Source organism: Pseudogracilibacillus auburnensis (assembly GCF_003201975.1).
GTDB classification, from domain to species: Bacteria; Bacillota; Bacilli; order Bacillales; family Amphibacillaceae; genus Pseudogracilibacillus; species Pseudogracilibacillus auburnensis.
The window spans coordinates 57,923-83,087 of record NZ_QJJQ01000009.1; the positions used below are offsets into that span (position 1 = coordinate 57,923).

Sequence of the window (25,165 nt, forward strand, 5' to 3'; positions counted from 1 at the left end):
AAATTGATTGATGTTAAAAGAGAAATGAGAGAATGGGGAGATTTAGATGTCATTGAAAATATTATTTGCAGGTGAATCATGGATGAAACATATTATCCATGTAAAAGGATTCGATAGTTTTACAACTTCGGAATATGATGAAGGTGTTAAGTGGATTCGAGAAGCTTTTTTAGAAGAAGGACATGCATTTGATTATTTACCTAGCCATGTAGTTCCAAACCAGTTTCCAACAACATTAGAAGAACTTAAAAAATATGATGTAGTGATTATTAGTGATGTAGGGGCAAATTCATTGTTATTGTCAAGCACAACTTTTGATCAATCTGTCGTAGCGCCAAACCGTTTACAATTGATACATGATTATGTAGAACAAGGTGGCGGATTTATGATGATTGGTGGTTATTTAACCTTCCAAGGAATTGAAGCGTTAGGTAAATACTATGGAACGCCAATTGAAAAGTGTTTACCAGTGAATATGCACCCACATGATGATCGTATGGAGAAACCTGAAGGAATCATTCCGTTAGAAATGAATGGGGGACATCCTATTTTGAAAGGAGTTCCATCACAGTGGCCCGCATTTCTAGGGTATAATCAATTAATTGCAAAAGACTCTGCTGAAGTGTTAGTAAAAGCTGGAGATGATCCTTTCTTAGCTGTTCATGAATATGGCGATGGGAGAACAGCAGCTTTTGCATCGGATTGTTCTCCGCATTGGGGGCCAAAGGAATTTTTAGATTGGGACGGCTACGCTAATTTATGGAATGGCATCGTCACTTGGCTTGCTAAAAAATAAATTGTACTTAAATGAGGAGACTAGCACGTCCCTGCGATTACGTTACTCGTCGCAATAAAAATGATTTTTCGAAGAGGTCTTGTAGATTCATTTGCTGGACCTCTTTTAATAATGAAAAAGTATTTATTTTAGTACTTTTATAAGTATTTTTTAAGTGTCTGGAAACGATGTGTGAATTAGAGCATATGAAATTTTGAACAATTATCAAGCTTCTGGACACTAAAAGATGTAATCCGTTTTGCTCATTAATTTATTTTTTGGAGTCAAAACCGTTGAAGTAATTTATCTCATCCTATCAAATCATCTTCATTATTTTTGTATGTTATTGATTGGTAATATTAGCTGCTCATTCACTTTTTGGATTTGTTTTTTTGCATCTGTCATCATTTTTTCCATTAAATCAGAAACGGTTGGCATATCTTCAATTAATCCAGAAACTTGACCACCATTCATAAATCCTGTTGTTAGATTGCCTTCTAAAGCACCTTTTGTATGTTGAGCTTCTGTTGTCATCTCGTTATATTCCTCTACTGAAATGCCTGATTTTTCTCTCGTGTGAATTGTTTCGACATATGGACCTTGTAATACACGTCTTGTCTGATCGACTGATCTTCCAATAATCATTGTTTCTGTATCGCTCGCTCCGATAACTTTTTGCTTATAAAGATCATGAAAAGGTGCTTCTTTCGTTGCGATAAACCGTGTACCCATTTGAACACCGGAAGCACCAAGCATGAAAGCAGCGGCAAGCCCTTTACCGTCACCAATTCCACCAGCAGCAATAACAGGGATCGATACATTTTTTACGATTTGGGGAATTAATGTCATTGTCGTAAGTTCAAGATTTGAATTAATTCCTGCTGCTTCAAACCCTTCGGCAACAACGGCATCTGCACCTGCAGACTCTGCTTTCTCGGCATGTTTAACTGCAGCGACGATAGCAAGAACTTTGATGTTATTTTTCTTTAATAATGGAATAATTGGAGCTGGGTTTCCTGCTGATAGGGAGACAACTGGTATTTTTTGTTCGATGACAAGCTCGATTAATTCTTTCGTATATGGAGAGACATTGATCGCTATATTGACAGCAAAAGGTTTTTTCGTACGTTTTTTTGTTTCCACAATAATTTGTTGCACCTCATCTGGCTTCATTGTACCACATCCGATGGTGCCAAGCCCCCCCGCTTCTGATACAGCCGCCGTTAGTGGGGCATTACTTATATTTCCCATCCCACCTTGAATAATCGGATAGTTGATTTGTAACATGTTGCAAAAGTGATGGCTCATTTCCTATTCGCTCCTTTTATAAATTACTTTTAAAAAATTACCCTTTTTGTAAGGGTTTCTTTAAGCATTCTCCCGAAAACTGTTATCCTTCTATGTTTATAAATTGAGTTATTTTCATAGATAGCTAATTAAAAGGATAAATCTGAACATGAGATATTGAAGAATCTTCCTATTCGAACAGCTAAGGCTTTCACTCTAAGTGGTCGACTTTTCTGGTCGGCTAAAAACGGTCACGTCCCAGGACTGCGCTGAATGCTCATCCCATCGGAAACATTTGGGACCGCCTTTACGACTGCGATTACTCGTCGAAATAAACATTGTGCGTCAGGCCCATGTAAGAATAGGAGCGCTTTAGCATGACGAAGGCTTAGCGGCCGGTCGCTAAAAACATTCATCTAGAGTTGAAACCATTAATTAATCTTCGGTATTCGGATTTTTAACTGACATATTGAATGATGAAATTGATTTAGTTAGTGTTGCTAAAACGATATTGACACACGAAATGTATTTCTGTATTATTAGTATAACATAAAAATAAGGTTACGTTATAATTACGTTATATAAAATTTCAAGGAGTGAAAGTGGTGTGTAAATATACAATTGTAAATCAAGATACATGTATTTCATGCGGAAGTTGTGGGGCAATTGCGCCGGATATTTTTGCCTATGATGATGCGGGATTATCCTATTTTATTGGGGATGATAACGTTGGGAATATCCCAGTTGACGAGGATGTTTTATTTGATTTGGAAGATGCGCATGATGAATGTCCAACAGGATCGATTAAAGTTTCGAATGAGCCGTTTAATGGAGATCCTTTAAAAGAAGCTTTTGAACAGGGGGCTTAAATGGATGAAAGAAATAACAGACATAACCATAATCGGTGCGGGTCCTGTTGGCTTGTTTACTACTTTTTATGCAGGAATGAGAGAAGCCTCTGTCCATCTCATTGATAGCATGCCAAGTGTTGGTGGGCAATTGGCAGCTCTTTATCCGGAAAAAAACATCTATGACATTGCTGGATTTCCAAAAATTAAAGCGCAAGATTTAGTGAAACAACTTCATCTGCAAGCACTCACGTTTTCACCAAAAATAACATTAGGTGAAGCAGTTTTAGATGTGAAGCAACAAGAAGATGGGGTTTTTGTTATCGTGACTTCGAAAGACGTGTATTATACAAGAGCCATTATTATTACAGCTGGTGCAGGGGCATTTGAACCACGTCCATTAGAAGTGGAAAATGTACAAACGCATCGAAAAAACATCCATTACTTTATTAAAAATGTCGCTGAATTCCAAAACAAGCGCGTGCTCGTTTGTGGTGGGGGTGATTCTGCAGTAGATTGGTCTTTAACACTTGAACCAGTTGCCGAAGAGGTGACATTAGTACATCGTCGTCACCAATTTCGTGCCCATGAATCAAGCATAACGGAACTTAAAAACTCGACAGTGCATGTGGTCACTCCCTTTGAAATAAAAAAACTAATCGGGAATGGTGAACGATTGGAGCAAGTCTTAATTCAAAAGGTTCGCGAAGAAGAAAAGGCATTTATAAATGTCGATCAAATTATTGTCAGTTATGGATTTATCACAGATTTAGGCCCTTTAAAAGAATGGGGTTTAGAGATTGAACGTAATTCTCTGCGTGTCAATCAACAGATGGAAACGACTATTGCGGGAATTTATGCAGCAGGAGATATTTGCACGTATAAAGGAAAGCCGAAACTAATTGCAACTGGGTTTGGAGAAGCAACCATTGCTGTCAATCAAGCGAAGTTGATGCTTGATCCGAAGGCACGGGTCAATGTTCATAGCACTCACTTATTTGAGAAAGTATCGAATTAATGGCTCGCCAAAACAAAAAAACTTGACAATGTAGTCAAGTTTTTTTATTGTTCAATTAGCTCACCAAGTTCAAAGATCGACTCAAAAAAACGTTTCGCTGGTTTCGATAAAATATTATTATAATCTTTAAATAATGATGTTGCAGAATCACCAAGCCATTTTTCTGGTAAAAGCTCATCAGGTAAACTCGGATCAATAAATAAAAATTTGCGATATTGATGGACAAGCCAAGCACTTTTAACAAAACAGCTGCTATCACTGATTTCATTCTTATTTATTTTACTTTTATCGATCACATATTTCTGGCTGTATTGTTCAATAAATTGCGCATATCGTTCATTAATTTCATCAAGATCCCAACATTTTTTGACTAATTCCTCATTTGTTTGCATACCTTTATATGTGGCTTGGAAATAGCTGACATAATCTTCAATTTCGTATTTTTTTATCATTCGCGTCATTTCATCTTCTAAATCGTTAGGTGTTATCCAGCAACTGTTTGATAAAAGGCCAAAACCACTCCAAACTAACTCTTCCCTTAATTTATCTCGTAAATGTCTTTTTTCCTCAGGAATGGTATAAACGAGAATCCACCATTTACCTTCCCAAGGTGGGGTAGGCTCTTTATAAATTCTTTTCGAGGCTTCCTTCATACGAGCTACCCCTTGTTCGGTAAGGAAGTAATAGCTTTTGTTTCCTCTTTTTTCTGACTTTAGCCATCCTTGTTTGCTCATACGTGAAACAGCTGCTCGGACTGCTTGCTCGTTATGGCCAAATGCCTCTAATAATTTAATTAAACTTCCTATCCAAATAACATTTCCGTAATGTCGAATATAATCTCCATAAATCGTAAAAATCATGGAGCGTGTGCTAAAATTTTTATCCATCGCTAATCCTTTCTTATTGCATACGTGTAGCTAAGGCTTGACGATAAGCCAAGTTTTCTAACCGTATTTATAATGATGATTTAATAACCTTGATGATGCAATTTTCACTATTATAACATAAAGTCAACTTTATATACCATTTTCTCATCGTCATACACATATTTCGTTATACGATATTTTTCTGTAAACTGGTAAACAAATCTCTACAATAGATTTTCCCTTATTTAGTTATAAAAATGATATTGACACAATATATGATTATATATATAATTTACATAACGTAATAGTAACGTAATTTATTTTAATGTCATATAAGTGTTGCAATGAGGTGAATGATTCATACAATCCTATATTATTGTAAGCGTTTACTTCATTGAAAATATGTGATGGGATGGAGGATGACATGTTTTTATCATTATTTGGTGCAGTAGAATCAGGAGCAATTTATGCGATTATGGCTCTCGGTGTATATTTATCTTTTAGAGTGCTCGATTTCCCGGACTTAACGGTTGATGGAAGTTTTGTAACAGGAGCGGCAGTTGCAGCTATTTCGATTATGAATGGATTGTCACCTGTTCTCGCAACTATTTTAGGTGCAACGGCAGGTTTTTTCGCGGGGTGTATAACAGGTATTCTTCATACAAAAGGAAAAATTAATGCGTTATTATCAGGAATTTTAATGATGATTGCACTCTATTCAATTAATTTACGGATTATGGGATCTCCACAAATTTCATTATTAAATGAATCGACATTAAAAACACAGTTCATCTCGTTTTGGGAGAAAATTGGATTTGATCATTTGTTAAATAATCTTCTTACAATGGTAGGAATTGAACGAGTTCCTCCAACATGGGGCATCGTGTTTGTCATGATCATTATTATTATCATTATTAAAATGTTAGCTGACTATTTCTTAAAAACAGAGGTCGGATTGGCGCTTCGAGCAACGGGTGATAACAAGCGAATGATCCGGAGTTTTTCCGCGAATACGGACACTTTGATTATTTTTGGGATTGGCATTTCGAATGGACTTGTCGCATTTTCTGGCGCATTAATTGCACAGCACGGTGGCTTTGCCGATGTTGGAATGGGTATTGGGATGATCATTATCGGTCTTGCCTCTGTTATTATCGGGGAAGCTTTATTCGGAATTAAAACGATTTTTCGGGCAACTCTCGCGGTCATTTTAGGGGCGATCGTTTATCGCATCGTTGTGACGCTTGCCCTCCGTGTCGAATTTTTAGAGACAGGTGATATGAAGCTTATTACCGCTTTACTCGTTATTTTAGCATTAGTTGCACCGAAAATATTGCAGGCTCAGCGGGAAAAACAGCGTCGCGAACAAAAGCGTGCAGCACTCAACATGGAGGATGTGAAAAATGCTTAATTTAAAACATATTTCCATTACATTTAATGAAGGAACTCCTGATGAAAAGCGGGCATTGCAACATATTAATTTAGGATTGAAAAAAGGTGAATTTGTAACGGTAATTGGTGGAAATGGGGCAGGCAAATCGACGTTAATGAATGTTATTTCAGGAAACCTCCTTTCTGATCTTGGTGACATTTTAATTGCTGGCAAGCGAGTCGATCATTTGCCGGAGTTTCGTCGCTCTGCTTTTATTGGGCGCGTTTTCCAAGATCCGATGGCAGGAACAGCACCATCAATGACAATTGAAGAAAATTTAGCGATCGCTTTTTCACGTAATAAGTCGAGAAAATTAAAGCTTGGTGTCACTAAAAAACGCCGAGATTCCTTTCGAGATTATTTAAAAACTTTAAATCTTGGACTTGAAAATCGACTGACCGCAAAAGTTGGGCTGCTCTCAGGTGGAGAAAGGCAAGCACTTTCGTTATTGATGGCCACATTTACAGAACCAAATATTTTATTACTAGATGAGCATACGGCAGCACTGGATCCAGCACGGGCAGAGTTAATCACCGAATTAACATCCGAAATTGTCGCAAAGTTTGACCTGACAACATTGATGGTGACACATAATATGCAGCAAGCGCTCGACATGGGTGACAGGCTCATTATGATGGATGCAGGTCAGATTATTTTTGATGTAAGTGGCAAGGAAAAGAGCAAGCTGACAATTGAACATTTACTAGAAGAGTTTCAGCGTATTCGCGGTAGGCAACTAGCAAGTGATCAGGCGGTTTTAGGGTAGCGGATTTTCGCACTTGGTGGAAAAATCCCGCAATAGGGAGCAAAATTACCGCACTTGATCGCAGAATTTCCGCAGTAGGGCGATCAAATGCCGCAGTGGGTCAGTAAATTTCCGCACTAGATGGATCATTTTCCGCAATGGGCGCAGAATCCAGCAAGCGAAGGCGCTAATTTTTAGACTGGATCATTTCAAAACTTTTTTGCTTGAAAAATCATAAAGGAGGCAAACAGATGAAAGAAATTTACACGATAACAGATTTACAAAAGGTTGCTAACCAAATGAAAAATCCACCACCATGTGATGAAACGATGCAAGTGATGGTCACGGAAGCGGCTGATGGGGTGGCGCATGGAGTTTGGGTGGTCGATCATAAGTTTATCAATGGGCACGGCATTGTGATGGGAGGATTTGTTTCGGCTGCGGTTGATATTATGATGGCATATGCGATCGCTTCTCAGTTAACGGATGAGGAAGGGTTTGCTTCGATTGATCTTGATACGACTTTTCATCGACCGACGACAGAGGGAGAAGTTGAAATTACGGCGAAAGTGGAAAGACGTGGGAAAAGAATTTCCTATTTAACCGCGGAAGTGAAGCAACAGAATAAGCTTGTAGCAAATTGTGTTTCTTCTGTACTGATTATTAAACAATGAGTTTATCCAGACGGATAAGCGTTCTGAAGTGAAGAGGATTGAAATTGGCATACTAATTATTAGGATTCTCGTAAATAAGTGTTTGGCAGACGACGGCACAGCAAAGTTCATCCTAATTTTAATGGTAGGACTTATCAAATAAGAAAACCTAGTTTATCGCTAAGCTTAAAGGAACGAGAACGAAAGTTGCATTTAGGTAGTAAGAAAGTTTTATCCTTTTTGTCCATCAAAAAATACATCTTGACTAAAGAATTACCTAATGATAGTATGACGTTAATAAAACGTAGTGGGAGGAAAGTGTAATGTATCATTATATAGAAGGTGCAGACTCCATTCAAAACGTTTCAACTGATGAAGAAAAATACGAACATTTTATGCAACGAATAAACAATGGTGAAAAAGTGGAGGCAAATGATTGGATGCCTGATGATTATCGGACTGCGCTCATCCGGTTAATATCGATGCACGGGGTTAGCGAAATAATGGGAGCGCTTCCGGAGAAGGAGTGGACACCGAAAGCACCATCTTTAAAACGGAAGCTTGCTATTATGGCGAAAGTGCAAGATGAGATGGGGCATGGCCAGTTACTTCTTCGTGTTGCAGAAGACTTACAAAAACCATTTGGAACGACGAGAAAAGAAGTGATGGAAGATTTATTAACAGGAAAAATTAAGTTTCATAATGTTTTTCATATGAAAACAAAGTCATGGGCAGATGCGGCAATTATTGCTTGGCTAGTTGATGGGGCGGCAATTATTACGCAGACGAATATGCTAAATGCTTCCTATGGGCCGTATCAGCGAGCATTACAACGAATTTGTGCGGAAGAAGTTTTTCATGCTCAACATGGAGAGGCACTTGTGATGGCACTTGCGAACGGGACGAAAAAACAAAGAGAAATGTTACAAGAAGCATTTAGTCGTTGGTGGGATTCGTTAATTATGTTTTTTGGACCGCCGAGCCCGAAAGTTACCGGTTCTTCGCGCCAAGATATTATGATTAAATATAAAATTCGCATCAATACGAATGAAGAATTACGCCAAGCATTTTTTGATAAATATATTCCGCGTGTCAAGGCGCTTGGACTCGAGATTCCAGATAAGACGCTCACATTTAATGAAGACACGAAAGAATGGACATATGCACAACCGAATTGGGATGACTTTAAACAAATTATTAATAATCATGGTCCGAGGTCAAAAGCAAGACTTAGATTAAGAGAGATTGCTCATGAAAATAGTAGGTGGGTAAGGCGCGCATTAGCCGAAGAGGAAGCGGTCGTTTAACTTGCTTCAGCAGAAGTCCTCGATTTCTAGTTTATCCTTTTCATTTAGTGGGGGTTCAAACCCCAACTGAATCAAGTTAAAGACTTCGGCGGATAGCACCAGATTTTTAAAAGAAATTTCCGAGTAGGCTCGAGAAAATCTGGACGCCATTACACCGAGGCGTAATGGGATATAGTTTGCGAGAAAGGAGTAGATGAAAATGTCGGGAGCAAATGAAAAAAACTTTTATAAAGAATATGAAGTGTTTAGTAAAAAAAGTAATAAACTTCCCCTTCAACATCAGTTCAGTTTGCTTGCGCCCAATAAGGAAATGGCATTAATGATGGCACAGGAAAATTTTATGAGACGGGAAGATGCGATCGATATATGGGTCGTTGCACGAGAAGATATTCGGGCGCTTACAGGTGAAGAAAAACAAGTATTGACGAAACGGCTTGATAATAAAGATTATCGCAATACGAAAGGGTACGGCTATTTACGAAAACTGTGGCGCGAAAAAGAAGAAAAATTAAAGATGTTAGATGAAAAGGAAATTATGTCGTGGAGTGAGGGGAGAAAAGGATGAACAAATCAATGGAAACGGCCGAAGTAGCAAAACAAAATCGAGCATATGCCGAGGCACTAGCCGAGTTACTTTATCAGTTTGCGGATGATGATTTCATTATTTCGTTTCGTGGTTCTGAATGGCTAGGATTGGCTCCGTTTATTGAAGAAGATGTTGCTTTTTCTTCCATCACTCAAAATACGATGGGGCATGCGACGATGTTTTTCCAGCTGCTTGAAGAACTAGGTGAAGGGGATGCAGATGCATTAGCCCATGCACGAAAAGTCGATGAGCGACGTAGTTCTGTTTATCTCGAAAAAATGAATGGAGATGGGCATTATATCGAAGAGCCCGACTATGATTGGGCACTTGCGGTCGTAAGGAATTTTCTCTATGAAACAATGAAACGAGTAAAATTACAGGCAGCCATGAAAAGCACGTATCAACCACTCGCAAATATGGCAACGAAAATAATAATGGAACAAACTTACCATCTTGCACATTGGAAATTGTGGATGGAACAGTTGCTTGGTGCGACTGATGAAGCGAAAGAGAAACTGCTATCTCGCCTTGATGAGGCATGGGAAGAGTTTGGTGATGCGTTAAGTCTTGGGCCGAAAGCATCTGATATTGCGAAGTTTGGTATTTTAATCGAGGAAGAAACGTTCAAACAGTACTGGTTAGAAGAAGTGAAAAAGACGCTCCCTGCAAAATATGCCACGATTCCAAAAAAGTCACTAGGAAATGGTAGAGAGGGAATGCATGGGGAAGATTTACAACAAGCGATCAACATTTTTACAGAAGTGTACCAAATAGATGAGCAAGCGGTATGGTGATGTGAATGGGAGGAGCTGGTAGGGTTGGGTGTATAAAACTTATTACATCAACAGGAGAGGAGGGGGATCGATGACACAGGTGAAACAAGAGGAAGAGATTTTAGACGTGTTGAAAACAGTCGATGATCCGGAACTTACGAATGTAAGTGTTTATGATCTTGGCATGGTGCACTCGATTCTCATTTCAGAAAAAGATGTTTATGTAACGATGGTGCCCACTTTTGCAGGATGTCCAGCCCTCGATTTTATTGAAAGAGATGTAAAGCTTGCAGTGGAAACACTTCCTTGGGTAGAGCGTTGTGAGGTGACATTTTCTTTTGAACAACAGTGGACGACGGATGATATTACAGAACAGGGAAAAATTCAGTTGAAAAAGCTCGGTATTTCCCCACCTCCTGAAAATTACACAATCGGTACGGAATGGACAGTGGCTTGCCCATATTGTGAATCAAATTATACGTCGATGGAAAATGTATTTGGACCGACAGCTTGTAGAAGCATTCTCTACTGTTTAGATTGTCGGAATCCATTTGAAGCGATGAAACCTGTATTAAAAGATACATCTGAGTTAATTTCATAATAGACTACTTCTAGAATAAAACCGAACAGCAAACAAAAGTATATTGTTATCGTTCGTTTTTACATCCTATAAAGTTTTGGCTGGAACGACAGGTGGTCGACTCCTGCGGGAGAAGAGGCCTAGATAAGACCCCGCAATATCGAAAGATTACAGACTAAAACCGCCCTTTGCGGGCAACGTCTGCATACCCCTTGCCAGGGCAGGAGGCTTATCAGCCGCCCGCGGAAAGCGACCACCTGGAGTGAAAGCCTTTTGCTCAAGCAATATAGTTCGGTTTTTGAATCGCTATATTGAATGATGAAATTGATTCATCTGCATAAAATTTTTTAATAAAAGGAGAGAAATGAAAAATGGCAAAAGTAATTGCGTTATACAAGCAACCACAGGATAAGGAAAAGTTTGATGAGCATTATTTTAATGTGCATGCCCCACTAACGGAAAAAATTCCTGGACTTCGTGAAATGAATGTGACAAAAATTGTTGGATCACCAATGGGAAAAAGTGAATTTTATTTGTTATGTGAAATGGTGTACGACGATATGGACGCACTGCAGACAGCAATGCGAACAGACGAAGGTAAAGCTTCTGGAAAGGATGTTATGCAATTTGCAGGTGATCTCGTTACACTGATGATCGGTGAAGAAGTCGATGGGTAAGTTTATTAACGTTCGTACGGAAGCGGAAGGAACAATCGGTGTAATTGAATTAAATCGACCGAAAAGATTAAATGCCTTAAACCGAAAAATGATTGAAGAAATCGCCAGCCAAATGGAAGCTTTTGATAACGATCCTCGCATTCGTGTGATTGTTTTGCAAGGAAATGAACGGGCTTTTGCAGCAGGTGCTGATATTGAAGAGATGATGAAAGAATCGCCTTTATCATTTGAACTTGCTGACCCGTTCGCAATTTGGGACAGATTTATGTCTGTGAACAAACCAGTCATCGCTTCGGTATCAGGTTTTGCACTTGGTGGCGGATTTGAACTTGCGCTGCACTGTGATTTAATCATTGCTGCAGAAAATGCGCAGTTCGGTTTTCCAGAAGTAAATCTCGGGGTCATGCCGGGTGCTGGTGGTACACAGCTTTTAACCCGATCAATTGGAAAGCGAAAAGCGCTTGAACTGATTTGGCTCGGCGAACATATTAGTGCAGAAGTTGCGCTTGAACTTGGTGTGATTAACTGGGTCGTTGCTCCCGAAATAATAGAGGAAGAAACAATGCGGCTCGCGGGAAAATTGGCAGACCAAGCCCCGATTGCCGTCCGATTAATAAAAGAAGCGGTAGGGAAAGCAGAAGATTTACCACTCCAGGATGGTCTCACCTTGGAAAGGAAAAACTTTTATCTTACCTTTGATTCAGCCGACCAAAAAGAAGGAATGCAAGCGTTTATAGAAAAACGAGCAGCCCATTTTAAGGGAGAGTAAGTTGTAAGTGTATGGTAATTTTGGGAGATGTGGCAATTGCTCGGATAACGTTCACCTTTTATGTAAGGAGAATAAACAATGGAAAAATTTGAAACAGTGTTGTATGAAAAAAAGGCTGGTGTCGCTACGCTTACATTACATCGACCTGATTCCTTTAATGCATTTACACCGTTGATGAATAAGGAAATAATCGTTGCGGTGACAGATGCAGATCGCGACAGCGATGTCCGTTGTATCGTGATCACAGGTGCTGGGCGAGCATTTTGCGCTGGGGAGGATATTGGAAATGTCGATGAACATACGAACCATGCAACGTTTTTAAGAGAACGTTATCACCCAATGGTAAAAGCGTTGCGAGTTGTGAGCAAGCCGACAATTGCAGCCGTGAATGGCGTTGCAGCGGGGGCGGGCATGAGTTTAGCACTTCTTTGTGATTTTCGCCTAGTCCATCATAAAACCAAATTTGTGAGCGCATTTATGGAGATAGGGCTTATTCCTGATTCAGGATTTATCTATGTTTTGCCACGTCTAGTCGGATATGCGAAAGCACTAGAAATTGCCACGCTTGGAAGGCCAATTTCAGGGAAAGAAGCTTTTGAATTTGGTTTAGCGACAGAACTAGTCGAGTTTAATGAATGGGATGATGCTGTGGCTGCATTTGCCGGAAAAATTGCGGGGATGCCGACGAAAGCTTTTTCATTAGTAAAACGCTATATGATGGATAGTATGCATTTGCCATTTGAGGAGGCGCTTGAACAGGAGGCACAAGCCCAGCGCATAGCAGGATTAACGGAAGATCATCAAGAAGGACTACAAGCTTTCCGAGAAAAACGGAAACCGAAATTTGTAGGGAAGTGACATTGTTTGTAAGCAGGATGATCGCTGTATCACTGAACAAAATGAGAAAAAGCTCCACATTCTTGGCTAGAGAAGTAAACATTCTCAGGTGAGAAGTCCGCATTATGTTAATGGAGTCATCATTCTTGGTTGAGAAGCCCGCATTATGTTTATGAAGCCATCATTCTTGGGTGGGAAGTCGGCATTACGCTTATGGAGTCATCATTTTTGTGTGAAAAGTCGTCATTATGAGTTTGGAGTCACCATTCTTAGTTGAGAAGTCGGCATTATGTTTATGGGACCATCATTATTAGGTGAAAAGTCGTCATTATGTTTATGGAGCTATCATTCTCGTGTGAAAAGTCGGCATTATGTTTATAGGGCCATCATTTTTAGGCAAGAAGCCCGCATTATGGTATTGCACTTGGCATTATATGAATAAATTCAGCTTTATTAGATAGGAATTTTCTGTACTTCGAACAAGTAAGTTAAAAGTAGTAGATTCTTAAAAATGGAAGGGAGAATTAAAAGTGAAAGAGACTGCAATTAATGAACCGATTACAGAAGTAGGAACGATGAAACGAGCACATTATTCGATGATTATTAATGGAGAGCGGGCTGAAAGTGTATCTGGTGAATTTTCTGATACATACAATCCGGCCAAAGGAGAAAAATTAGCTACCGTTGCCAAAGCAAATACGGAGGATACGGAAAAAGCGATTCAAGCAGCAAGAAATGCGTTTGATCATGGAAAATGGCGCAGATGGCCGGTGGGTAGACGAGCACGTGTAATGAACAAAATAGCTGAAATAATGCGTGACCGTTTTAAAGAACTAGTCGAAATGGAAGTTTTAAATAGTGGAAAATCAGCAGGAGCGGCAATTGGGCAAATCAATCAGGCGATTGAGGATTTTGAATTTTATGCTGGTGCGATTGTCGGTCATCGTGGAACTGTGAATAATATGCCATATGGATTTTTCAACTATACGCATAAAGAGCCTGTCGGGGTGTGTGCGCAAATTATCCCGTGGAATTACCCAGTGATGATGGCGGCGTGGAAAATTGCACCTGCGATTGCAGCAGGCTGTTCGGTTATCGTAAAGCCCGCAAGTCTGACGCCGATTACAGCAATTTTGATCAATGAAATTTGTCATGAAGCAGGTGTGCCTGAAGGAGTTGTGAATACAGTTCCTGGTTCGGGCGCTGTCATAGGTGATTATTTGGTGAATCATGAAGAGGTAAATAAAGTTGCCTTTACTGGTTCCACTCCAACAGGAAAAGATATTATGGAAAAAGCTTCTCGCACACTAAAACGGATCACGCTTGAACTCGGCGGAAAATCACCGAACATTGTTTTTGAAGATGCGGATATCGATGGGGCTGTTGCAGGATCATTATTCGGAATTTATTTTAATACTGGTCAGTCTTGTGAAGCACGTTCTCGGATGTTTATTCATGAATCGATATATGATGAGTTTTTGGAAAAATTTGTGGAGAAAACGAAAAAACTCAATTTAGGTGATCCATTTGATAAAGCGACACATGTCGGGTCGATTATTAGCCGTGAACAATTAGAAATAATCGATGGTTATGTGCAATCGGCGGTAGAAGATGGAGCAACCATTCTTACTGGTGGAAAAGAAGCAGAAATCGAAGGATTTGAAAATGGCTATTGGTATGAGCCGACAGTTATTGTTGATGTGACATCTGAAATGAAAGCAGTTCGCGAAGAAATTTTCGGACCTGTTGTTGTAGTGGAGAAATTTTCAAATGAAAAAGAAGTAATCGCTCGTGCAAATGATTCAAAATATGGTTTAGCATCAGCAATTTGGACGACAGATCAAGGGCGAGCAACACGTGTAGCCCATCAACTTGAAGCTGGAGTTGTCATGGTGAATAGTCCATTCTCCGCATTTCCCGGGACACCGTTTGGTGGATATAAAGAGTCTGGAATTGGGCGTGAGTTGGCAGTCGAGTCACTCGATTTATATATGGAAGATAAAAGTGTACTATCCTATTACGGATCAAAACCAATCAATCCATTTGGCGTATAAGGGAATTTGCGCGTCTACCGCGCAAATTTCCGCACTGGAGTAGAAATTTCCGCACTGGAGTAGAAATTTCCGCACTGGAGTAGAAATTTCCGCACTGGAGTAGAAATTTCCGCACTGGAGTAGAAATTTCCGCACTGGAGTAGCATCCACCACACAGGGAGTAACAACTTCCACAATGGAAGAAGCAATTTCTGCGACTGGATTACGATGCGTGATTTTTTCGGCAATAAAGTTTCATTTATTTTTAAAAAGAAAAGGAGACAACACCATGACGATATCAAATATTACAGTTGTGGGAGCTGGTGTGATGGGGCGAGGGATTGCGTATGTCTCCGCCCTTGCTGGCTTTCAAACGACATTGGTTGATATTTCTAAAAGTCAGTTGAATGATGCGAGACAAAATATGAGGCGGATTGGCGAAAAGGGGATTGAGCGAGGGAAGGTTTCGGAAGCGCAAATTGAAAATTTATTCATTCATTTGCACACATCGACTGATTTTAAAAAGGCGGTTGAGAAGGCAGACTTTTTCATTGAAGCAGTACCTGAAAAACGGGACCTCAAACAAACTATTATGAACGAAGCGGAAAAATATGCACCGAAGCATACGATTTTCACTTCAAATACGTCGACTATTAGCCCGACGGAACTTGCTTCTTACACGAACCGCCCTGAACAATTTTCAGTGATGCATTTTTTTAATCCAGTTCATGTCATGCAACTTGTGGAAATTGTGCGCGGACTAGAAACGAGCGATGAAACGGTCAAGAAAGTACAGCAAGTTGCGGAAAAAATGGGGAAAGAGACAGTTGAAGTAAATGAATTTCCTGGTTTTGTAACGAGTAGAATTAGTGCATTAGTTGGCAATGAGGCATTTCATATGTTACAGGAAGGGGTGGCATCAGCAGAAGATATTGATAAGGCGATCAAACTCGGCCTCAATTTTCCTATGGGTCCCTTCGAACTCGGGGATCTCGTTGGCTTAGATGCGCGCTTAAATAATTTGCGCTATTTACATGAAACATTGGGGGATAAATTCCGTCCTGCGCCCTTATTGGAGCAATATGTGAAAGCAGGTAGACTTGGCAGAAAAACGGGAAAAGGAGTATACGACTACACGAAAAAGGGTGAATGAAAAATGCGAGAAGTTGTGATTGTAGATGCGGTGCGAACGCCGTTTGGCAGATATAATGGGGCTTTAAAAGATGTCCGACCAGATGATTTAGCTGCAGTGACGATTAAGTCACTTCTTGAAAGAAATCCAAACGTGCCAGCAACAGAAATAGAAGATGTAGTGTTAGGAAATGCAAATCAAGCGGGTGAAGATAATCGTAATGTAGCGCGTATGGCAGCCTTACTTTCTGGATTACCGCTAAATGTTGGGGGGACGACGATAAATCGGTTATGTGGCTCAGGACTTGACGCGGTTACATATGCGGCGCGCGGCATTATCGCTGGTGAAGGTGATATTTATATCGCTGGGGGAACGGAAAGTATGACGCGGGCACCGTATGTGATGGCAAAACCTGACATGGCATATGCACGTGGTAATAGGAAATTATTCGATACGACGATCGGTTGGCGTTTTACGAATGAACGATTAAAAGAAATGTACGGGACAGATTCCATGCCTGAAACAGCTGAAAATGTGGCAGAGCAATTTGGTATTTCTCGACTGGAGCAGGATAAATTTGCCTACACAAGTCAGCAACGGGCAAAACGTGCACTCGATGCAAATACATTTGCGGAAGAACTTGTACCAGTGTCTTACACAGACCGAAAAGGAAATACAATTTCAGTCGATAAAGATGAGCATCCTAGACCAGAAACAAGTTTAGAAAAATTAAACAACTTACGGCCAATTTTTCCAGGTGGGACAGTGACAGCTGGAAATGCTTCTGGCATAAATGATGGGGCATGTGCGTTGCTGCTAATGAGTACAGATAAAGCACGGGAATTGCGTGTGAAGCCATTGGCAAAATATGTAGTAAGTGCTGTATCAGGTCTTGAGCCAAATATTATGGGGTTAGGACCTATTTATGCGACACGAAAAGCGATCCAGCGGACAGAATTGAAGATGGAGGACATTGATCTGATTGAATTAAATGAAGCATTTGCTTCACAGGCGATCGAATGTATTCGTCAACTCGAGCTTGATTCTGAAAAAGTAAATGTGAATGGTGGAGCAATTGCATTTGGGCATCCTCTAGGCGCTAGCGGGGCAAAAATTTTGACCTCACTCATTTATGAAATGAAAAGACGTAGATCAAAATTCGGCCTTGCGACGATGTGTATCGGTGTCGGGCAAGGGATTGCGACAATTGTGGAAAATGTGGATGAGCTATAGATTTGTAATATTTTTGTTACTGAAATAAACGCAATACGGGGAAAAGATTTTTGGAAATTTCCCTAGAATTTTTTCATAAAGAGCATAAAAAGGAGTAGCGACTTATGTCTACCATTTTAACAAAAAAAGAAAACGGCATTTGTTACGTAACGATCAATCGGGAACGAGCGCTAAATACGTTTAATTACGATGCATTATGTGCACTGCAAAAAGTGACAGAGGAAATTCATCTTGATGCAGAAATAAATGTCGTCATTTTCACGGGGGCAGGCGAGAAAGCATTTAGTGCGGGAGCAGACTTGAAAGAAAGAAAAACGTTAAAGCCAAATGAAGTAAAGAGAAATGTAAAATTGATTGGAGATGTATTTAACGGAATCGCTTCACTTCCACAACCAACGATTGCCGCTGTGAACGGATATGCTTTTGGCGGCGGTTTTGAGCTCATGTTAGCATGTGACTTGAGTATTGCAAGTACGGATTGCCAGTTAGGTTTAACTGAAACGAGTTGGGGCATCATTCCAGGTGCGGGCGGCACCCAGCGCTTGCCACGCTTAATCGGAGAAATGCGTGCAAAAGAACTCATTTTCACTTCTAAAAAAATAACGGCGGAAGAGGCGAAAGAACTGGGAATCGTACTAGATGTTGTAGGACGTGAGGAAGTAATGGCGACATGTCGGAGGTTGGCGGATCGGATGATGAAAAATGGACCAGTTGCGGTTCGGCAAGCAAAGTATGCCATAACACAAGGAATGAATGTTGATCTCCAAACAGGACTCCAAATTGAAGCGAAAGCATATGAAATAACGATTCCGACAGAAGATCGTGTTGAGGCGTTAGCAGCATTTGCTGAAAAAAGAGTACCGAAATTTAAGGGACGATAAACTAATCTAGTATGGAAATGAAAGAACGCATGAAATTCAATGGTACCGACCCCCGGGAGTTAGAGTGAAAATGTCTATCTTTCGGGGGTAACCACCTCTTGATTACATGCGTTTTTATTTTTACCATTTAAACGAATAACAATTAAATTTTAAAACGATATCGGGAGCCTCTTTTTAGTATAAAAACGAATCAAATTCAATTGTTTTAGCAGTCCGTTCAGCGGCAGTTTTTCCCATTATTTGTTCCACAACATATAGTGCCATGTTAATTCCCGATGAAACTCCACCAGAAGTAATCAGATTTCCATCATGGACAACTTTGCGATCTGTTACTACATGGATAGGCGGGTAATTTTTTTGAAACATTTTTAATGCTAAGTGATGAGTTGTTGCCTTTTTTTCATCTAGTAATCCTGTTTCTCCTAATATAATTGCCCCCGTACAGACCGAGCAAACATATTCAATATGACGGTGCTTTTTAATCCAATCTATCATTCTTTTATTTTTCAGGATAGATTGTATTCCTCTTAATGGCCCGCCCGGAATGATTAAAATATCTAATTTAGGACAGCGATCTATACAAAAATCGGGTTCTATTTTTATCCCCGAGTGGGTGATAATTTGCTTTCCCGATTCTGAAATCGTTACTACCTCAAACGGTCGTGTAGGTAATAACTGCTTTTTGTAAAGGGTAAATGCCTGTTCTGCTTTATTATTGGCCGTTAATGATAACACTTCAGGAGGGCCTGAAACATCTAGTAAATCGACAAAATCAAAAAGAAACATTCCAACCTTTCTTCTTTTCATTCTATTATCTCCTCTATTGAAACCGATCATAACCATTTTAAACGAGATGTATAAAATAGGATAGGCTTTGTTTTATAGTAAATTATTTGTACCATTAAAAAGATGTTTTGCAATTAGCAAAACATCTTTTTCGCAATTCTCAAGATGATTCTCTTTTAATTAATTGTGGTTCAATAATAATTCGTTGTCGTTCCCGAACAGGTTCTCTAATCCGTTGATGGAGAAGGTTTGCAGCTTTTGTTCCTGTCACTTGAGCAAAGGATGAAATGGTCGTTAATGGAGGATACGAAATTTCTGCCTCTGGAATATTGTCAAATCCAACGATATCGATATCTTCTCCAGGTTGATAGCCCATTTTTCTGAGGCCGATAATGGCTCCAAACGCAATTAAATCACTAAAGCAAAAAATAGCCGTTGGTGGCTCGGGATGCTTCATTATTTTTTCCACCGCAAGCAGTCCACCTTCTCTTGTCGGTTCACTATCAAAAATAAGTGATTTATCGATTGGAATACCCGCTTCTTCATGAGCTCTTTGGTATCCACTCATTCTTTCTTGCCATGTGGATGAATCAGAAATCCCACCAATAAAAGCTACCCGTTTATGTTTCTTTTTTTCAAGTAAATACTTGACTGCAGTATAGGCGCCAGCTTGATAATCTAATCCGACATAATCACAAGCAAGATCGGGCAATTCCCGAATTCCTAATACGATAGGGATATCAAGTTGTTTAATCCGTTCTACTGTTTCAGTTGAGCTGCTTGAAACTGGGCAGAGTAAGATGCCACCAACCCGATTTTCTAACATGGTGGAAATGAGACGTTCTTGGTCTTGCAATGAATCAAATGTAGTACCTAATAAAACAGTGTACCCGTATTTTTCTAATTCTTGGTGAACCCCGAGTAAAAATTGTGCGAAAAATGTGTTCCCGACATCCGTAATGATCGTACCAATCGTTGTTGAACTTTGTGAACGTAAATTCGCTGCAACTCGATCATATACATATCCCAGTTCTTTCATCGATTTTAAAACTTTTTCCCTCGTTTTTTCAGCAACTTTTGGACTGTTTCTTACGATGAGCGATGCAGTTGCTCGAGATACACCAGCATGATTAGCGACATCTTGCAATGTAACGCGGCGTTGTGGTGTCTTCATAATTGCCCCCCCAAATGTTAACGCTCAAGTTTTTCTTTTTTTTGTCAGTATTTTCATTATATTACATTGCCTAAAAATTGTATACAAGCAGGAGTAGATGAAAATTCTATGTAAAAAAGCCTCCTACTATATGTATAGTATAAGCAAAAACAATCGAAATTACCATTAATAATAATGAAAATGCTATATTCCACACACCAATTCGATATGGATGTAAATTAATTTCACTTGCTAAAATGGAGATCGAAACATTAAAAGGACTATACATAACAGTGCTTAAGCTACATATAATTAAGACGATCGATAACGGAATACTTGGAATATTTGCTATGATTGGCTGTAAAATTTCAGCTAACAAAACGATCGAAACTAATGGATGAAACCCAATAAAAGATGTGATGAAAAAATAAAGACCGATTAGGCAAAATAGGAAAAGCAACTGCTCAGAAAAATGAACAAATGCATATTGTAAAACTGTTAATAATTTTGTATTTGCTACCATATTGACGAAAAAACCAGCACTTAAAAACATGAAAAAGTAATTCGCTAATCCTTTCGTTTTCATTTGCCAATGTTGCTTGCTATGGATAATATATCGTCTAACTTTACGAATTTTTATTGCCCAAATAAACGAAATGGGAATAATCATGAGAACTAATGAAAATAAATAACCTTGTTGTACTATTCGATTTAATAAAGTAACGGAAACGACTAAAAATAAGAGAAGTACAAGTAAATCTTTCATTTTTTTAAAAATAATCTCAAGTGAAACGTGCGATTGTTCAAGCCCTATTTTGAGATGCCCATATTTTCGTTTTCCGATCGTTGTATCAATGAATAATATCGAAATAGTGAGCAGAAATAAGATTGGAAAAACAAATAAATAATCAACATTTGTAATTTCAAGTGACTTAATAATCATAATTTCCATCGGACTCCACATTAAGCAAAGTGCATATGCCCGTAAAATGCTTGTAGTATAAAATCTATCTGTGATCGAAGTCGGATAAATATTTAACGATTTATGCAGTGATTTTAATACTAATGGAACTGTTGCAATATTTAAAAACAGTCCAAGAATATGACTAACAAATGAACCACGCTTATATAAATCTCCAACATGATTGATGTTATATTGTAAAAGGGAACTTAAATGCTTATCATACCGTCCAACAAGGATTAACGAATTTAAAAACGGTAGCAATAAAAATAAAGCCAAAATCCCAAGCATCGTATCAAATTGAAGGAAAAATGCCTGCCAAGGAAGATCATTTAGAAGAAATAGAATCATTCCGATCACATAAAATATAATTCCTGAATACAAGTACAATCCTCGCGCATGAAAAAGGGATACGATTACGGTTATATTGGCAAAAATTCCGACGATATAAAGGAGTGTCGTGCTCTCCGTTAATTGAGCGGCAATATAAAGTATAATGATGAAGGGATATAAAAATACCCGTAACATGAAAATCCTCCTTTTTGAACGAATGGCTCCGAAATTGGGTATTGATTTACTACGAATTTCGCGAGTGGTCGAATGTTTTTCTATCATCACGAGCAAGTTTCGTCAATAAATATAGAACAGATCCTTGCACAATCGCTAAAATGCCAATCTACTAAAATACGGATTAAAGTTGCTGTTTTTTCATATGAATGAATCTCTCAATTCATATAGTTGCATGTAAATCCGAACAATCTACAGATTTGCAGAAATACGTCGTTCTTCACTTCAGGTGGTCTGCTTTCACCACAGGGCATAAGAGCGACATCTGTTCAACCTGCGCTATCGCTTGTTTTCACAGTGTCTCCTTTACCGTGGGCGGCTGATGATCTCCTCGTAATTTTAGGATGGCCAGATAAAACCGGCCTTTACGCCCAACGTCGTGCCGGGGCAGGGTCTCATCGATGCCTTTTATCCCACAGGAGTCGCCACCATACGTTCCAATCTTGTAATAAGTATTTTATATAGACATATTTTGGTTAATTGTTCGGGTTTATCATTAAAATTAGCATTTGTGAAATGGACTCAAATAGTAATTGTATTGAAATTTAATAAGATATAGTGTATTATGTTGATAACGATTTCAAATTAGATCGATCTAAATAAGATGCACATATATACAATATTACTGTATTCTCAGAGAAAATCAACAAAAAATTAGATCGATACAATTATTATAGAGGGTGATTAAATGGAGTTGAAAATTGCAAATTCTTTTATAGAAGGCGAGTGGCTTTCGACTGATCGTGAGCAGCAAGATATTATTAATCCATTTTCTAATGAAAAAATAGGTGTACAATATGTCGCAACGAAAGATGATGTGGATCGTGCGCTTGAAGCTTCCTATAAAAGTAAAACAGAAATTAAGCGAATCCCATCTAGTACACGGGCAAAAATTTTAAAAAATGCAGCAGCACTTTTACAAGAAAGAAAAGAAACTTTTGCTAAAATTCTTTCAAGTGAATTGGGGAAGCCGCTAAAAAACACATTGGATGAGGTAGATCGATCTATCGAAACATTGGAACTTTCGGGAGAAGAGGCGAAACGGCTTCATGGTGAAACATTGCCTGGAGATGTTTCTGAACGTGGTGTCAATACGATAGCGTCTACGTACCGTGTTCCGGTAGGTGTCGTTGCAGCAGTTACACCATTCAACGCGCCACTGAATCTTGTTTGTCATAAAGTTGGTCCAGCCTTTGCTGGGGGGAATGTAACGATTTTAAAACCTGCTCCTCAAACAACATTAATTGCAACAGCATTGCTTGAACTTCTTTTTGAAGCCGGATTTCCGAAAAGTGCGATCAATATGGTGTTAGGTGGAGTAGAAGTTGGTCAGCAAATTGTAAGTGATGATCGCGTCAATATCATTTCTTTCACTGGAGGAATTATCGCAAGTAAAAATATTTCTGAAATTGCGGGCATTAAAAAACAATTATTCGAACTCGGTGGAAATGCGGCAACAATCGTTCATGAAGATGCAAATCTTAACCGGGCAGCAACACAATGTGCGCGCACTGGATATAGTAATTCAGGGCAAAGTTGTATATCAGTTCAACGCATTTACGTGCACGAAAAAATAGTCGATGAGTTTACAGAACGTTTAGTAGAAGAAGTGGCAAAACTAAAAGTGGGTGACCCACTTGATCCGACAACAGATGTGGGAACGTTAGTAGATGAAAATGCAGCAAACCGAATTATGAGCTGGATTGATGAGGCAGTGAAAGCTGGTGCGGAAATTTTGCATGGGGGACAGAAAAACGGTGCATCCGTTGTGCCGACTGTACTTAAGAACCCTCCAAAGCAAGCAAAAGTTGTTTGTGAAGAAGTTTTCGGTCCAATCGTTAGTGTTATTCCGTTTACCAATCTGGATGATGCGATTGCGGAAGCAGACAATTCTCCATTTGGGTTACAAGTAGGAATTTTTACGAATCAAATCGACTTAGCTTATAAAGTTGCGGACGAAATGGAAGTTGGCGGTGTCGTCATTAATGGAACATCAAACTTCCGACTAGATCACTGGCCATATGGCGGTGTGAAAAATAGTGGGATCGGTAGAGAGGGCCCACGTTATGCAGTACAAGAAATGACCGAATCGAAAATGATCGTCCTTCGCATGGATTAAATGTATCCGTGATATGATATGGATAGAAAATGTTGATCCAAGGAGGTGGGACGATGGTGAACGGACTATATATGGAAAAGCCAGGGCGAGTGACCTGGTGTGAAGTACCAATGACGCAAAAACTTCAAGCGGATGAAGTGAAAATCAACGTTATTTATGGTGGAATTTGTGGATCTGATATCGGCGTATATAAAGGGAAACTTCCACATGCGAATTATCCCGTCGTTCCAGGCCATGAGATTTTAGGGGAAGTAGTCGAGGCTGGTCAAGATGCAAAAGTGGAAATCGGCGATCGTGTTGTCGTCCAACCGAATTCTTACTGTGGAAAATGTGAATTTTGTCGTGCGGGCAAAACAAATATTTGTCCCGAAAAAAAATCATTAGGTATCAATAAACACGGTGGGTTTGCCGAGTATTTCGTCGTTTCGTCAAACTATATTGTGAAAGTACCAGAAAAACTTTCGAATGAACGAGCGATTTTGATTGAACCGCTAGCGGTCATCGTGCATGCATTGAAAAAAGTGACCATAGCGAAAGGTAGTTCCATGGCCATTATCGGCTGTGGGACGGAGGGGATGTTAGCAGTTGCACTGGCCAGTTATTTCGGGGCAAAAATTACGGCAATCGATATAAATCCGGAAAAACTTGCAAAAGTACAAGATCATTATCCGGCCATTGAAATTTGTCATCCGGAAAATGTGCACGAGAATCAATTCGATATTGTCCTTGAAGTTGCAGGTGTGAAGGAGTCATTTGAACAATGTATTGAGATCGTAAAACCTGGTGGAGCAGTTGTCGCAATCGGTTTTCCAGCAGTTGCTGAAATCCCAGTTGTAAAAATGGTGCGTAAAGAATTATCGATTTTTGGATCGATCATTTACAATGTGCCAGATGACTTTTTATCAAGTATCGATTATTTGTTGGACGAAAATTTTTATGTAGAGCCGATTATTTCCGATATTATGGTGGTTGAAGATTTTGAAAAAGCATACGAAAAAGCTGCGTCGGGAAAATATCGCAAAATAGTTTTAGCATTTTAGCATATTACGCTTACTAGTCACTTCTACAGAAGGGCTGGAAATTCCGCACTATCGCGAAAATTTCCGCACTGACGTATGAGAATTTCGCACTATCTCAGAATTTTGCG

The 25,165-nt window shown here is 39.4% G+C and carries 24 protein-coding genes; 19 read left to right on the top strand and 5 right to left on the bottom strand.

Annotated features, from left to right (window positions below):
• The first annotated feature begins 46 nt into the window (after positions 1–46).
• Positions 47–796, top strand: coding sequence for a glutamine amidotransferase (locus DFR56_RS12815; protein WP_110395852.1), 750 nt, complete (start codon positions 47–49; stop codon positions 794–796).
• A 309-nt stretch (positions 797–1,105) separates the two neighbouring features.
• Here DFR56_RS12815 and DFR56_RS12820 read toward each other — a convergent pair whose 3' ends face one another.
• A complete protein-coding gene (locus DFR56_RS12820; protein ID WP_110395853.1) occupies positions 1,106–2,083 on the bottom strand; it encodes an NAD(P)H-dependent flavin oxidoreductase in 978 nt (325 codons plus the stop codon).
• Between the two features lie 584 nt (positions 2,084–2,667).
• On the opposite strand from DFR56_RS12820, the gene DFR56_RS12825 reads away from it, so the two are divergent.
• Positions 2,668–2,931 carry a ferredoxin gene (locus tag DFR56_RS12825; RefSeq protein WP_110395854.1) on the top strand — a complete coding sequence of 88 codons (264 nt, stop codon included), beginning with the start codon at positions 2,668–2,670 and terminating at the stop codon, positions 2,929–2,931.
• A gap of 4 nt (positions 2,932–2,935) precedes the next feature.
• The gene (locus DFR56_RS12830; protein WP_110395855.1) at positions 2,936–3,928 is read left to right on the top strand and encodes an NAD(P)/FAD-dependent oxidoreductase; all 993 of its coding nucleotides are present in this window, start codon (positions 2,936–2,938) and stop codon (positions 3,926–3,928) included.
• A 44-nt stretch (positions 3,929–3,972) separates the two neighbouring features.
• Here DFR56_RS12830 and paaX read toward each other — a convergent pair whose 3' ends face one another.
• Complete coding sequence (paaX, locus tag DFR56_RS12835; protein ID WP_110395856.1) at positions 3,973–4,815, bottom strand: phenylacetic acid degradation operon negative regulatory protein PaaX; 843 nt, start codon at positions 4,813–4,815, stop codon at positions 3,973–3,975.
• Positions 4,816–5,218: 403 nt separating this feature from the next.
• On the opposite strand from paaX, the gene DFR56_RS12840 reads away from it, so the two are divergent.
• From DFR56_RS12840 to DFR56_RS12905, 14 genes are all read left to right on the top strand, one after another.
• Positions 5,219–6,205, top strand: coding sequence for an ABC transporter permease (locus tag DFR56_RS12840; protein WP_110395857.1), 987 nt, complete (start codon positions 5,219–5,221; stop codon positions 6,203–6,205).
• Positions 6,198–6,992: an ABC transporter ATP-binding protein gene (locus DFR56_RS12845; protein WP_110395858.1), complete on the top strand. Its 795-nt coding sequence runs from the start codon at positions 6,198–6,200 to the stop codon at positions 6,990–6,992. Before DFR56_RS12840 ends, DFR56_RS12845 begins: the two co-directional genes overlap by 8 nt.
• Before the next feature lie 230 nt (positions 6,993–7,222).
• Complete coding sequence (locus DFR56_RS12850; RefSeq protein WP_110395859.1) at positions 7,223–7,645, top strand: PaaI family thioesterase; 423 nt, start codon at positions 7,223–7,225, stop codon at positions 7,643–7,645.
• A 302-nt stretch (positions 7,646–7,947) separates the two neighbouring features.
• The gene (gene paaA / locus DFR56_RS12855) at positions 7,948–8,931 is read left to right on the top strand and encodes a 1,2-phenylacetyl-CoA epoxidase subunit PaaA (RefSeq protein ID WP_110395860.1); all 984 of its coding nucleotides are present in this window, start codon (positions 7,948–7,950) and stop codon (positions 8,929–8,931) included.
• A gap of 199 nt (positions 8,932–9,130) precedes the next feature.
• Complete coding sequence (paaB, locus tag DFR56_RS12860; RefSeq protein WP_377724100.1) at positions 9,131–9,496, top strand: 1,2-phenylacetyl-CoA epoxidase subunit PaaB; 366 nt, start codon at positions 9,131–9,133, stop codon at positions 9,494–9,496.
• Positions 9,493–10,311, top strand: coding sequence for a 1,2-phenylacetyl-CoA epoxidase subunit PaaC (paaC, locus tag DFR56_RS12865; protein ID WP_110395862.1), 819 nt, complete (start codon positions 9,493–9,495; stop codon positions 10,309–10,311). The genes paaB and paaC overlap by 4 nt, the downstream gene beginning before the upstream one ends.
• A 70-nt stretch (positions 10,312–10,381) precedes the next feature.
• Entirely contained in the window at positions 10,382–10,891 is a 510-nt protein-coding gene (paaD, locus tag DFR56_RS12870) for a 1,2-phenylacetyl-CoA epoxidase subunit PaaD (RefSeq protein WP_110395863.1), read from the top strand.
• Between the two features lie 350 nt (positions 10,892–11,241).
• Positions 11,242–11,547 (top strand): EthD family reductase, encoded by a 306-nt coding sequence (locus DFR56_RS12875; RefSeq protein ID WP_110395864.1) that lies wholly within the window; start codon positions 11,242–11,244, stop codon positions 11,545–11,547.
• A complete protein-coding gene (locus tag DFR56_RS12880; protein ID WP_110395865.1) occupies positions 11,540–12,316 on the top strand; it encodes an enoyl-CoA hydratase/isomerase family protein in 777 nt (258 codons plus the stop codon). Before DFR56_RS12875 ends, DFR56_RS12880 begins: the two co-directional genes overlap by 8 nt.
• Before the next feature lie 78 nt (positions 12,317–12,394).
• The gene (locus DFR56_RS12885) at positions 12,395–13,174 is read left to right on the top strand and encodes an enoyl-CoA hydratase/isomerase family protein (RefSeq protein ID WP_110395866.1); all 780 of its coding nucleotides are present in this window, start codon (positions 12,395–12,397) and stop codon (positions 13,172–13,174) included.
• A gap of 554 nt (positions 13,175–13,728) precedes the next feature.
• Positions 13,729–15,207, top strand: a complete 1,479-nt coding sequence (locus DFR56_RS12890) for an aldehyde dehydrogenase family protein (RefSeq protein ID WP_110395965.1) — start codon at positions 13,729–13,731, stop codon at positions 15,205–15,207.
• Positions 15,208–15,475: 268 nt separating this feature from the next.
• Positions 15,476–16,339: a 3-hydroxyacyl-CoA dehydrogenase gene (locus tag DFR56_RS12895; protein WP_110395966.1), complete on the top strand. Its 864-nt coding sequence runs from the start codon at positions 15,476–15,478 to the stop codon at positions 16,337–16,339.
• A 3-nt stretch (positions 16,340–16,342) separates the two neighbouring features.
• Positions 16,343–17,551 (top strand): acetyl-CoA C-acyltransferase, encoded by a 1,209-nt coding sequence (locus DFR56_RS12900; RefSeq protein WP_110395867.1) that lies wholly within the window; start codon positions 16,343–16,345, stop codon positions 17,549–17,551.
• Between the two features lie 104 nt (positions 17,552–17,655).
• Positions 17,656–18,432 carry an enoyl-CoA hydratase-related protein gene (locus DFR56_RS12905; RefSeq protein ID WP_110395868.1) on the top strand — a complete coding sequence of 259 codons (777 nt, stop codon included), beginning with the start codon at positions 17,656–17,658 and terminating at the stop codon, positions 18,430–18,432.
• 174 nt (positions 18,433–18,606) lie between these two features.
• Here DFR56_RS12905 and DFR56_RS12910 read toward each other — a convergent pair whose 3' ends face one another.
• The 3 genes from DFR56_RS12910 to DFR56_RS12920 form a co-directional block, all read right to left on the bottom strand.
• On the bottom strand, positions 18,607–19,239 hold the full coding sequence (locus DFR56_RS12910; protein WP_158525635.1) for a DJ-1/PfpI family protein: 633 nt from the start codon (positions 19,237–19,239) through the stop codon (positions 18,607–18,609).
• A gap of 139 nt (positions 19,240–19,378) precedes the next feature.
• The gene (locus DFR56_RS12915; protein ID WP_110395870.1) at positions 19,379–20,395 is read right to left on the bottom strand and encodes a LacI family DNA-binding transcriptional regulator; all 1,017 of its coding nucleotides are present in this window, start codon (positions 20,393–20,395) and stop codon (positions 19,379–19,381) included.
• A gap of 103 nt (positions 20,396–20,498) precedes the next feature.
• Entirely contained in the window at positions 20,499–21,860 is a 1,362-nt protein-coding gene (locus DFR56_RS12920; RefSeq protein WP_110395871.1) for a hypothetical protein, read from the bottom strand.
• Between the two features lie 727 nt (positions 21,861–22,587).
• Between DFR56_RS12920 and DFR56_RS12925 the strand changes: the two genes are divergently transcribed.
• Positions 22,588–24,018 (top strand): aldehyde dehydrogenase family protein, encoded by a 1,431-nt coding sequence (locus DFR56_RS12925; protein ID WP_110395872.1) that lies wholly within the window; start codon positions 22,588–22,590, stop codon positions 24,016–24,018.
• A 53-nt stretch (positions 24,019–24,071) separates the two neighbouring features.
• Positions 24,072–25,058: a zinc-dependent alcohol dehydrogenase gene (locus tag DFR56_RS12930; protein WP_244916511.1), complete on the top strand. Its 987-nt coding sequence runs from the start codon at positions 24,072–24,074 to the stop codon at positions 25,056–25,058.
• Positions 25,059–25,165 lie beyond the last annotated feature (107 nt).